Annotated in this window: 8 protein-coding genes; 1 reads left to right on the top strand and 7 read right to left on the bottom strand. The window is 70.3% G+C overall.

Annotated features, from left to right (window positions below):
• The 6 genes from ACTWQJ_RS07985 to ACTWQJ_RS07960 form a co-directional block, all read right to left on the bottom strand.
• Positions 1–761 (bottom strand): SDR family NAD(P)-dependent oxidoreductase (locus ACTWQJ_RS07985; RefSeq protein WP_443305913.1); only part of this gene is annotated, 761 nt, incomplete at its 3' end.
• Between the two features lie 74 nt (positions 762–835).
• Complete coding sequence (locus tag ACTWQJ_RS07980) at positions 836–2,935, bottom strand: alpha-galactosidase (RefSeq protein ID WP_443305912.1); 2,100 nt, start codon at positions 2,933–2,935, stop codon at positions 836–838.
• Positions 2,932–3,786: a carbohydrate ABC transporter permease gene (locus tag ACTWQJ_RS07975; RefSeq protein ID WP_443305911.1), complete on the bottom strand. Its 855-nt coding sequence runs from the start codon at positions 3,784–3,786 to the stop codon at positions 2,932–2,934. The genes ACTWQJ_RS07980 and ACTWQJ_RS07975 overlap by 4 nt, the downstream gene beginning before the upstream one ends.
• Entirely contained in the window at positions 3,786–4,721 is a 936-nt protein-coding gene (locus ACTWQJ_RS07970) for a carbohydrate ABC transporter permease (protein ID WP_443305910.1), read from the bottom strand. The genes ACTWQJ_RS07975 and ACTWQJ_RS07970 overlap by 1 nt, the downstream gene beginning before the upstream one ends.
• 1 nt (position 4,722) lies before the next feature.
• Complete coding sequence (locus ACTWQJ_RS07965) at positions 4,723–6,012, bottom strand: ABC transporter substrate-binding protein (RefSeq protein WP_443305909.1); 1,290 nt, start codon at positions 6,010–6,012, stop codon at positions 4,723–4,725.
• A 113-nt stretch (positions 6,013–6,125) separates the two neighbouring features.
• The gene (locus ACTWQJ_RS07960; protein WP_443305908.1) at positions 6,126–8,270 is read right to left on the bottom strand and encodes a glycoside hydrolase family 27 protein; all 2,145 of its coding nucleotides are present in this window, start codon (positions 8,268–8,270) and stop codon (positions 6,126–6,128) included.
• A 472-nt stretch (positions 8,271–8,742) separates the two neighbouring features.
• On the opposite strand from ACTWQJ_RS07960, the gene ACTWQJ_RS07955 reads away from it, so the two are divergent.
• Complete coding sequence (locus ACTWQJ_RS07955) at positions 8,743–9,705, top strand: DMT family transporter (protein ID WP_443305907.1); 963 nt, start codon at positions 8,743–8,745, stop codon at positions 9,703–9,705.
• Between the two features lie 540 nt (positions 9,706–10,245).
• On the opposite strand, the gene ACTWQJ_RS07950 is transcribed toward ACTWQJ_RS07955, so the two are convergent.
• A complete protein-coding gene (locus ACTWQJ_RS07950) occupies positions 10,246–10,908 on the bottom strand; it encodes a YceI family protein (protein ID WP_443305906.1) in 663 nt (220 codons plus the stop codon).
• Between the last annotated feature and the right edge of the window lie 476 nt (positions 10,909–11,384).

Genomic DNA, 11,384 nt, shown 5'->3' with positions numbered 1-11,384 from the left:
GCCTTCACGACGCGCCAGCTCCCGTCGACGAGGAGGCTGGAGCCGGTGATGAAGGAGGCTTCGTCGGCGCTGAGGAACGCGATGGCCGCGGCCACTTCCTCGGGGGTGCCGAAGCGGCGGGCCGCGGTCTCGGCGATGCTGCGCTGCCGCTCCTCGGGCGGCACCCTGTCCCAGGCGGCGGTGAGGATCGGGCCCGGCAGGACGGCGTTGACGCGGACCTCGGGCCCGTATTCGACGGCGAGTTGGCCGCACAGGGACAGCAGGGCTCCCTTGGACGCCGCGTAGGCGGGATGTCCGGGGATGCCCCGGTGGGCGTGGAAGGAGGAGGTGAGGACGAACGCTCCGCGGCGGCTGCGCAGGTCGTCCAGCGCCGCCCTGACGCCGAGGAAGCTGCCGGTGACGTTGACGGCGAGCTGCCGCTGCCAGGATTCCAGGCGCATGGCGTGGGCGGGGGTGACGTCGACGGTGTAGGCGTTGCTGACGAGGACGTCCACGGGTCCGAAGGCGTGGGCGGCGGCGACGATGCGGCTCCAGTCGTCCTCGGCGGCGACATCCGCGGTCACGAACGAGGCCCGGCCGCCGTCCTTGGTGATCCGCTCGGCCACCGCCTCGCCGCGGTCGGCGGCGATGTCGGCGAGTATCACTGCGGCGCCCTCCCGGGCGAGGCGTTCGGCCGTGGCGGCTCCGATGCCGGAGGCGGCGCCGGTGACCACGGCCGTGCGGCCGGTGAAGCGGGCACCGTACCGTCGTGACTGGTCCATCGTGGCGTTCGGCTCCTTCGTGTGCGGGGCCCGCGGTGGGACGGGCGTGGGGTGAACGTATGCCGGTCGTGGGTCTACTGACGTGTCAGTACCACCAGTTCCGCATCATGATGGGCGCTCCACGCGCACGGCAGCCCGTAGTGCAGCAGGTGGGCGCCGCTGTACGTGGTGGCGGTCGCGGTGTCCCGGTAGGTGGCGGCCGGGTCGAGGCCGCGCAGCCGCAGCCGGGCGGGGCGGCCGGGGACGAGCGGGGCGCCGTCCAGGCGTCCGGTGCTGAACGCGGCGACCACGACGCGGCGTCCGTCCTCGGCGGCGTACTGCACTGCGCAGGTGGTGTCGTCCGGCGTGCCGAGCAGCCGGGCCTCACCGTGGTGGACGACGTCGCGGACCTGTTTGTAGCGGGCGATCCACTCGGCCGCTTCGGTGCGCTGCTCCTGGGTCCAGGCGCGCAGGTCGGCGCCGATACCGAGGACGCCGCACAGCGCGGTGACGAACCGGAAGGCGAGGCTGCGCGGGCGCGGGTCGAACACGCCGGGGGCGTCGGTGACCCAGGAGCTCATCGTGTGCGGTGCATGGGCGTGCAGGAAGCCGTACTGGATGCGCAGCCGGTCCAGGGGGGCGGTGTTGTCGCTGGGCCAGACGACGTCGGTGCGGGCGAGGGTGGCGTGGTCGACGCGGCCGCCGCCGCCTGCGCAGCCCTCGACCGTGACCGTGGGGTGGGCGCGGCGCAGGTGGTCCAGGACGCGCAGGTAGCCGGCGACGTGGCCGGCGTCGAGGTCGAGGTGGTCGGCGGGTCCGGCGTCCGGCCGGCCGCGTTCGGTCGGTGGCCGGTTCATGTCCCACTTGAGATAGCCGATGTCGTGGTCGGTCAGGAGCCGGTCGAGGGTGGCGATCACGAAGTCCTGCACATCGGTGCGGCCCAGGTCCAGCAGCAGCTGGTTGCGCACCAGGCGCGCGGGACGGCCGTCGATCCGGTAGACCCAGTCGGGGTGCTCGGCGTGCAGTCGGCTGCCGGGGCTGACGGCTTCGGGTTCGACCCACAGCCCGAAGTCCAGGCCCAGGGCGCGGACGTCCGCGACGAACCGGTCGAAGCCCTGCGGGAACGCCTCCGGGTCGGGGTACCAGTCGCCCAGTCCCCCGGTGTCGTCGGCACGGCCGGTGAACCAGCCGTCGTCGACGACGAACAGCTCGACCCCGAGGTCCGCGGCCGTCTTCGCGAGCTGAAGCTGGTCCGTCGCGTCGACGTCGAATCCGGTGGCCTCCCAGGAGTTGTAGAGGACCTTGCGGGGGCGGTGCAGCCGCTCGCCGGCGAGGCGGCGCTCGTAGCGGTGCCAGACGCGGGACAGCCCGTCGAGTCCGTCCGTGCTGAAGGCGCAGGCGAGGCGGGGGGTGGTCAGGGTGTCGCCGGGTGCCAGGTGGACCACCCCTTCGTGCGGTACGCGGCCTGCCCGCACGCGCACCGCCGCGCCGGGTTCCGCCTCGGCGGTGATGTGCCAGTTGCCGGGCCACTCCAGGGCCACACCGTAGGTGGAGGCGGGTGCGTCGTGCGGTGCCGCGGCGTCCTGGACGGCGAGCCAGGGTGCGTACGCGTGACCGGGCACGCCCTGGGTGCTGCCGATGGTGAACGTGCCCCTGGTCAGGTCGAGTTGGGTGCGCTGGAACTCCTGCGACCACTGCCCGGACAGGTACGTCAGGCGGGCCCCGGCGGTGACGGGGACGTTCACGGCGGCCGAGTCGAGCCGTTCCAGGCGCAGTTCCTCGCCGCCCGTGCAGGTGAGCTCGGTCCAGCGGTGCAGGACGTCGGTGCCGGGCACGGTGGCGTAGCACAGGGTGGTGCGCAGGCCGAGGAGGTCGTCGGTGAAGGTCAGCCTGAGGCTGTGCCCGTCCGTGCGTGCTTCCTCGAAGGTCCACCAGGCGCCGCGTTCGTGGCCCGGGCGGCTCGCGATGAGGTCGGCGCCGGTGAACGGCCTCATTCCGTACGGGAGATACTCCGCGGGGGCGGCGTCGGCGGGCGTGATGAAGTGGGTGCGGTGCGACCAGTCCAGCGCCGACGGCCCGGTCTCGACGCCGTGCGGTCCCCAGGCGTCCAGTTCCGCCCAGGGGCCGTCCGGGGACAGCCGGACGGTGTAGCCGGTGTGCTCGGTGCGCAGGGTCCAGCGCTGGGACGACGTCACTTCACTGCTCCGAGGTTGAGGCCCGCCACGAAGTGGCGCTGGAAGCGGAGGAACACGGCCACGGTGGGCGCGGCGGCGATGACGGAACCGGCGGCGATCACGTTCCACATCGACACGTACTGTCCCTGCAGTCCGATCAGGGCCGCGGTGATGGGCATCTTGATGTCGGTGCGCAGCACGGTGATCGCCCACAGCAGGTCGTTGAAGATCCAGGTGAACGACAGTGCGCTGAGCGCGGCGAGGGCGGGCCGGGTGAGCGGGAGGATGATCCGCCAGAAGATCTGCCAGGGGCCCGCTCCGTCGACGACGGCTGCCTGCTGGATCTCGGCGGGGATGGACCGCATGAATCCGTGCAGGACGAAGACGTAGAAGCCGACGCCGAAGCCGATCTGCACACCGATCAGGGCGGGCAGGGTGTCGTAGACGCCCATCACCTCGCTGAGTTTGGACACGGGGATGAGCAGGATCTGCGGCGGGAGCAGGTTGCCGCCGAGCATGAGCAGCAGCAGGGAACGCCTGAGGGGCATCTCGTAGCGGCTGAGCGCGAACGCGGCCATGGCGGCCAGCGTGAGGGTCACCAGCACGCACGGAACGGTGACGATCAGGCTGTTGATCAGGGCGCGCTGCTGGCCGCCGTCGACCCAGGCCTGCCGGAAGTTGTCCAGGGTGAACGAGTGGGGCCAACTGCCCAGGCCATGGGCGGAGATGTCGTTGAAGGAGCGCAGGCTGGTCACCACCACCAGGGCGATGGGCAGCAGCCACAGCAGGGCGAGCGTGCCCGCGCCCAGGTGGAATCCGGCCGTGGCGGCACGCCGGCGCCGCAGCGCCGCGGAGGTACGTAGGGCTGCCATCAGTCGGCCTCCCGGAAGGCGCGCACCAGGTACGAGGCGATGACCCCGAAGGCCAGCACGAAGATCACAACGGCCAGGGCGGAGCCGTATCCCAGGCGCAGGGACTGGAAGGCGGTGGAGTACATGTAGGTGCTCAGCAGCTCGGACGAGTGGTAGGGGCCGCCGCGGGTGAGTGACCACACGACGTCGAAGGAGCGCAGCGAGTCGATGATGATGACCGACAGAACGACGGCGTTGACGCTGCGCAGTTGAGGCAGCGTCACATGGCGGAAGCGCTGCCAGGGTCCGGCGCCGTCGACCTTGGCGGCCTCGTACAGGGCCGGGTCGATGCCTTTGAGGCCGGCGAGGTAGAGCACCATCACGTAGCCGATCTGCCGCCACAGCGCGGGCACGATCACGGCGTACAGGGCGGTGTCCTGGTCGGCGAGCCAGGCGTGGCGCAGGCTGCCGAGGCCCACCGTTTCCAGGAGGCGGTTGAGGACTCCGTCGGGCTGGTAGATGGCCTGCCAGACAAGGGCGGTGGCGACCAGGGAGAAGACGACGGGCAGGAACAGGGCGGCGCGGTAGAAGCCGACGCCGCGGCGCTCCTGCTGGAGCAGCAGCGCGGTGGCCAGGCCGAGGACCGCGGACAGGCCGCCGAACAGCACCAGCCACAGCACGGTGTCGAGGGCGGCGGTGTGGAAGACATCGTCGTGGGCCATCTCCCGGAAGTTGTCCAGGCCGATGAACGTGGGCGCCGAGACGCCGTCCCAGCTGGTGAAGGCGAGGTAGAAGCCCTGCAGCGCGGGCCAGAACACCCACAGCGCCTCGACGAGCAGCGGGACGAGGACGAAGGCGAGCACCAGCGGAGGGGTGCGGCGGGGGCCCCGCCCCCGTCGGCCGCGGGGCGGTGGCGGGGCCGGGGACTTCCGTGCGGGTTGGGTCAGGACGGCCACGTCAGGCCTTCCAGATCTTCTCGGCCTCGCGCTGCCAGTCGGTGAGGATGCCGTAGATGTTCTTCGGCTCGGCGATGAACTTGATCAGCGCGGTGTTGGCGGTGGGCTGGAGTGCGTCGCTGGAGTCCCGGTTGAAGAACTGGGTGATGTCCACTGCTTCTTCGATGTGCCTGCGGCCCTTTTGCACCAGGGCGGTGCCCGCGTCCTTCGCGTCCGGGTGGCACGGCAGGGCGGTGCCGGAGGAGCCCTTGATGTAGATCTCCTGCGCCTCGGCGGTGGCGAGGTAGCTCAGCAGGTCGTGCACCTGGTCGCGGCGCCCGGTGCGGGCACTGGCGAAGTAGCCGTCGGTGGGGGCTTCCTCGGCGAGCGGGACCTTCGGGTCGATGACCGGGAACCGGAAGAAGTCGATGTCGTCGAGGGCGTCCTTGGGGGCGGCGTCGGCGAAGAACGTGCCGATCAGCATCATGCCGCTGCGGCCGTTGAGCAGGGCGGTCGTGGCGTCCTGGAAGGCGACGGCGGTGCCGTTCGGGTCGAAGTACGGCAGCACCTCCCGCCAGCGGTCGAAGACCTTGCGCACCTCGGGGTCGTCGAAGCGGTGCTGTCCGGCGAGCAGTTGACGGTGGTACTCGGCGCCGTTGATGCGGATGTCGAGGTAGTCGAACCAGGCGGAGGCCACCCACGCCGTGTTGCCGCCGGCACCGAGACCGATCGGGGCGACACCCTTGCTCTTGAGTTTGTCGCACAGGTCGAGGAAGTCGTCCCAGCTCTTCGGCTCGCTCACGCCCCACTTGGCGAAGTTCGACTTCCGGTAGAACATGCCCCACCAGTAGTAGGTGGTGGGCACGAAGACCTTCTTGCCCGAGCTCGCGGTGCACAGGCTCTGCAGGGCTTTGGAGTACTGCTTGAGGTCGGGGGACGTCTGCCAGACCTCGTCGAGGTCGAGCAGCAGGTCCTTCTTCGCGTAGGCCTCGGCCACCGAGCCGGGGTACCAGGTGTACACGTCCGGCGGGTTGGCGGAGGTCAGGTACGTCGGCAGCTGGGTGCGGAAGGTCTCCGCGGCGATGGTGTTCAGGCTGACGCGTCCGGACCCCTTCTTGGCGTAGGCGGCCACCAGATCTTCCATGGCGGCCTTGGCCTGCGGTGCGGACAGATTGGACTGGAGGGTGACCGCGCCCTCGGAGGGCGACTTGGACGAGGAGGTGGAGGTGACGCAGCCGCTGAGCAGTGCCGTCGTCCCGGCGGCACCGAGTCCGGCGAGGAAGCGCCGTCGGCTGGGCTGATGGTTCGTCATGGAGGGCTCCCTGTGGATCCGCACGGCGGGGCCGGCCCTCCTGACGGCGGGCCCCGCTCGCGGCGGATCCAGGTTCGCGTGGCGCTTCCGCCACGTCAAGATTAATTACTAATTTATTTGAACTGGGTGCGGTGGACGCGCCCGTCGACCCCGCGGAACACCGCGTCGACCGCGCCGTCCGGCCCCGCGACAGCCCCGAGCGCGCCCTCGAAGGCGGCGCTGGGGAACTCATGCCGCTTGGTCCAGCCCTGCCAGGCACCGGAGGAGTACCGCTGCTGCCAGAGGGTGTAGTCGCCCGCCCGTGCGTACAGCACGACGGCGTCCCCCACGGTGACGAGGGTCGGGCTGCCGCTCACGGTCCCGCCGAGCGACGTCCACGCCGACCATTCCCCGGAGGCGTCGCGGGACCGCGTCCACACGTCGTCCGCCGCGGTGCGCACCGCCACATGGACGCGCCCCTGGGCGTCGACGGCGGCGGCCGGTCTGCCGTACGTCGTGCGCCCGCCGGGCATGCCGAGCGACGACCAGTCCGAGGCGGGGCCGCGCTGCACGATCCCGCCGTCCGCACCGCGGGCGACGAGGGTCCAGTGCGCCGGGTCGGTGAACGCCACGGACGGCGCGTCGGTCAACTGCCCACCCAGGCTCTGCCACTCGCCCCAGCGCCCGGCCGAGAAGACCCGCCGATAGGCCCGGGAGTCGGCGCCGCGCACGAAGACGTCGATACGGCCGCCGGCGGAGGCGTGGGCGGCCGGCTGGCCGAGGATCCCGCCCCTGACCGGGCCTGCGAGGTCATGCTTGCGCGGGGTGCCGCTGCCGTCGGCGACGTGCTGGACCAGCGTCCCGTCCGGTCCCCGGAAGAAGGTGGTCAGCGTGTCGCCGTCGCGCACCACAGCCGGGCTTGCCGTGGCCTTCTGGCCCAGGTCCACGCCGGGCAGGGTGTCCTCACCGGTGAGCTCGAGGAACGCGGTTCCGTGGGCGGGGACTTCCACGGTGTACGAGCCGGTGTGCGTGCCGCGGTCGGCGCGCTCCCTGAGGTCGTGCACGTCGACCGCTCCACCCAGCGCCACGTCGGCGAAGTTCACGGTGCGTCGGGCGGACTGGTCGGAGCGGTTGAGCAGGACGACGGCACGCCGGCCGTGCCCGGTGAGGACCTTGCTGTAGACGTCGCCGACGGAGTCGGTGGCCACGCGTACGCCCTGGACGGCGAGCGGGTCCTGGTTGACGGCGATGATCTCCGGGTTGCGCAGGGTGGCGATCATCGACGCGGACAGGGTGCGGGGGTCGGAACCGAGGACGAGCGGCGAGGCCATCTCGGCCCACATCACGAACTGGGTGGTGGACTCCTCCTCGGTCAGCTCCAGGGAGCCGTCGGCCATGCGGCGCATGGGGATGAGGTAGTCGGGGTCGTTGTAGTGCCCGGGGCCCTGCGCCTCGGGATGCCAGGCGTTGGCGTCCATGTTGCGCAGCACGTTGGGCCACTGGCCCGGGCTCGGTGTGCCCCAGGCGATGTCGGTGCCGGTGCGCCAGGAGTCCGCGATCGTCGGGGCGTAGGCGTACGTGTTGTGGGCGTCCTGCTCGGGCGTGTGCGGCAGACCCCAGTCGTCGGTGAGCGGGTTGCACAGGTTGAGCAGCATCCTGCGCCCGGACTTGGCGACGGCGTCGCTGAACTCCTTGAACGCGGGCCCCGGATCGAGCTTCTCGCTGATGCCGCACAGGAAGTCGACCTTGATGGCGTCGATCTTCCACTCGGCGAACTGCCGCGCGTCCTCCAGGTAGTGGCCGCGACTGCCGAGTCCGCACATCTTGCCGCCGTCATAGGTGCCAGCGTCAGTGTAGATGCCGGCCTTCAGTCCGCGCCGGTGGAGGTAGGAGACCAGGGCCGGGATGCCGGAGGGGAAGCGGTCGGGATGGGCCGCCAACCGCCCCTGCGCGTCACGGGGGTTGTCGGCCTGCCAGCCGCCGTCCAGCCACACGATGTCGTAGCCGCTGTCACGCAGCCCGCTGCTGACGAGTTTGTCGGCGACCGCGCGGACCTCCTTCTCGGTGGGCGCGCCGAGCCCGTAGTAGGTGTTCCAGCCCATGTACGGCGTCGGCGCGAGGCCGCTGTCGTAGTACGCGGGCGCTCCCTGGTCCACGGCGGTGTCCGCGGTGGCGGCGGGGACGGCCGACGCGGTCAGGACCACGGCGATCGCCGCCGCGAGGGCGAGCCGGGCGGCCTGCCGGTGTCGGGTTCGTTGTGCGGGTGGGCGTGAAGTCACGTGCCTCTCCCGGAGGTTGGGAAGCAGGAGGAGGTGACGCGGGCCGCGCGGATGCCTGGGGCCGACGGCGTCACGGCGAAGACTGTGTCCCGTGGCCGAAACCCTGTCAATATTTATTACTAATTTAAAGAAACATGTCGCGCGACGAGTCGGAGGTCTTGACGGAGCCAGGCCGACGGTGCACTGTTCGGCAACGTTGTCACCGACCCTTCTGGCGGCGTTGTCAGCCTGGAATGATCATGGTGTGGCTGGTGCGATCACGGCGTCGGCGCCGCCGCCGTCACCCGGATGGCGCGGTGCACGATCCTCGTGCGCTCGGGCCTCGGCACGCGCAGGGGCACGGTCCTCTCAGCCGCAGCAGCGCCGACGGGGCCCATGCACGACTCCGCATGCGCCGCGTCCATGGTCGGCCGGTGATCAATGGTCCGCAGCCCGGGGCTCCGATCGCGCTCGTGACCGCATCGAGGCGACCATGGCAGGAGGAGGCACAGCCGACGTCACAGGCCCGCCGATCCGGGAGGTGGCCACGCTGCACACCCTGCTCCCCATCGTCTTCGCGCTCTGCGCGGCCTTCAGCAACGCCGTCGCGACGGTGCTGCAGCGCAAGGCGGCGCTCACCGTGCCGCGCTCCCAAGGGTTCCGGGCCGGGCTGATGCTCGATCTGCTGCGGCGGCCCGTCTGGCTGTCCGGCATCCTCGCGGTGATCGCCGCCGGTGTCTGCCAGGCGCTGGCGCTGGCGACCGGGCCACTGACGATCGTGCAGCCGCTGTTCGTGCTGGAGCTGCCGCTCACCCTCATCGTCGCCTCGTTCCTGATGCACCGGCATCTGCCGGGCACGGGCTGGCTGGCCGTGACGGTGGTGGTGGCCGGGCTGGCGGTCGCGCTCGCCGCCGCGTCCCCCACCGGCAATCGCACCCATGTGGCGCTGGACCGCTGGATTCCCGCCCTCACCGTGTGCATGGGGGCGGTCGTCGCCCTCGCTCTCGCGGCCCTCCGGCGCCCGGAGGGCCGCGCCCGGGCCGCGTGTCTGGGGGCGGCGACAGCGATCAGTTACGCGGTGACCGCGGCGCTGATGAAGGCCTCCACGCACATCCTCGACGAGCAAGGGCTCGTGGGCTTCTTCTCCGCCTGGCAGACCTACGCATTCGCCGCCACCGGCGTGTGCGCGCTGTTCCTCCTGGAGAACGCGATGCAGGCCGGTCCGTTGGTCGCCTCGCAGCCCGCCCTCACCCTCGGGGACGCGATGGTGAGCCTCGCACTCGGCATCACCCTGTACGAGGAGGAGATCCGCTCCGGGTGGTGGCTGCTGCCCCAGCTGTTCGGTGTCGCGCTGATCGCCGCGGGAGTCCTCGGGCTGTCGCGGATTCCACTCACCCAGTCGCTGGTGGCGCCGGACGAGGAGCGCCGGACCGCGGAGGCTCATCAGCCGGATTAGCGAAACATAGTGATCCTGCAGCAGAGTGTCACGCCTCGGCCTGCGGGCCTCAGGGCCTGTGCGCCCGGCGGCGAGGGCGATGTGGTCGCGGAAGGTGCTGAGCTGGGGCGGCAGGCCGTGCGGAAGGCCGCGGTCGAGCCGGTCGTACGCGGTGAGCGGTTCCGGACGAGCAGGGCCGCACTGCAGCCGTCACCGATGAGGTGGTGCGCGTGGACGAGGACCACGTGCTCGTCCACGCGCACGGTGAACAGCCGCAGGCCCGCGTATCTGGTTTGGGATACATGTTCGGGATGAAGATCGCCACTTCCGAGTTGTTCGGCAGTGCGGTCTGCACTGTGTGGCCAGCGGCGGCCGCGTCCTCGAGGCCCGCCGCCATCGCCGGTCTCGTGCGGCGCGGATCCCAGCGGCCTTGGGGAAGCCGGCCCAGGGAAGCCTGCCGTCCTGCGCAGAGATGCCGGATCCGGACCGCCTCTCCCGTCGGGTGCGGTGCCACGCCGCCCTGGCGGATCCCGGATCCGAGCAATTCAGCGGAACAAAGGCTCAGCCGGCCGACGGGACGGTGCGGATGGCGGCGATGTCGAATTGGAGGCGCACTTTCTCACTTACCATCACGCCCCCCTCGGCCAGCCTGCTGTTGTATGTCAGGCCCCATTCCGAGCGATTGATGGTGGTGGTGCCGTCGAAGCCGACCCGCTCATAGCCGAAGGGATCGGTGACGTGGCCTATGTAGGTCAGCTCCACTGTGACAGGACGGGTGGTGTCTTTGATGGTGAGGTCACCAGTCATGCGGTAGAGGTCGGTGGCCGCGAGTTGCACCGCGGTGCTGGTGAATCGCATACGGGGGTAGGCCGCGGCGTCCAGGAAGTCACGGCCGACCAGGTGGGCGTCACGTTGTTCCACACCCGTGTCGACGCTGGCGGTGGACATCACAATTTCGGCCTGCGATCGAGCGGGGTTGCGCCCGTCGAAGTAGAGTCGGCTCTGGTAATCCGTGAAGCAACCGCGCACCGTGGTCACCATGGCATGTCTGACGGAGAAGCCGATCCGGCTGTGCGCGGGGTCGATGACCCACTCTCCGGTCAGCGCCGCCAGGGCAGGGTCGGGCAGGACGGCAGCGGGGGAAGCCGGCAAGCCGGCGGTGCGCTGTGGAGCAACGAGCGACGCCTGGCGGCGGGATGACGCGCCGCGGTTGAACAGGTTCATGATCCATCTAGTTACTGCACCATAGTTATGGCCGCAAGTCCTCACCGAATTTGAGACCCATTAGGACCCCTTTCACCTGACCTACGAACCACTACCACGCGACAGATTTCCACAATACCCACACATGCCTGCCGCAGATTCACCATGGGTAGATTGCGCCGTGGCCAACAAGGCTCAACTCACCACCGAAACCACCACCTCCTGCTCTATGGACTTACTTGCGGGCATATCGACAACAGGGCTGGGCTACATATTTGCTACGCAGCGGTGACCGAGAAATCGACTTTGCGACAGCCCTCACTTTGCTCGCCCCGACCGTCGGAGGGGCGATGCGATCGACTCAGCCCGGTTCAACGACGTCGACCTGTCACCTGTGAGCGCGTCAGCGGCCCGATCCGGTTCATGCCTCGGCCAGACCATCCGCTCCAACCGGCGGTCGGTGCCCCGGCGTAGGGCGGGCCGCCTCCGTGGCCGCT

The organism is Streptomyces sp. KR55 (assembly GCF_052245645.1).
Taxonomy (GTDB): Bacteria; Actinomycetota; Actinomycetes; order Streptomycetales; family Streptomycetaceae; genus Streptomyces; species Streptomyces flavusporus.
This window is presented reverse-complemented; position numbering and strand designations above follow the sequence as displayed.

Bases quoted from the DNA above. Each gene is read 5' to 3' on its own strand.
- ACTWQJ_RS07950 (WP_443305906.1), bottom strand. From the start codon at position 10,908: ATGAACCTGTTCAACCGCGGCGCGTCATCCCGCCGCCAGGCGTCGCTC.
- ACTWQJ_RS07965 (WP_443305909.1), bottom strand. From the start codon at position 6,012: ATGACGAACCATCAGCCCAGCCGACGGCGCTTCCTCGCCGGACTCGGT.
- ACTWQJ_RS07955 (WP_443305907.1), top strand. From the start codon at position 8,743: ATGGCAGGAGGAGGCACAGCCGACGTCACAGGCCCGCCGATCCGGGAG.
- ACTWQJ_RS07975 (WP_443305911.1), bottom strand. From the start codon at position 3,786: ATGGCAGCCCTACGTACCTCCGCGGCGCTGCGGCGCCGGCGTGCCGCC.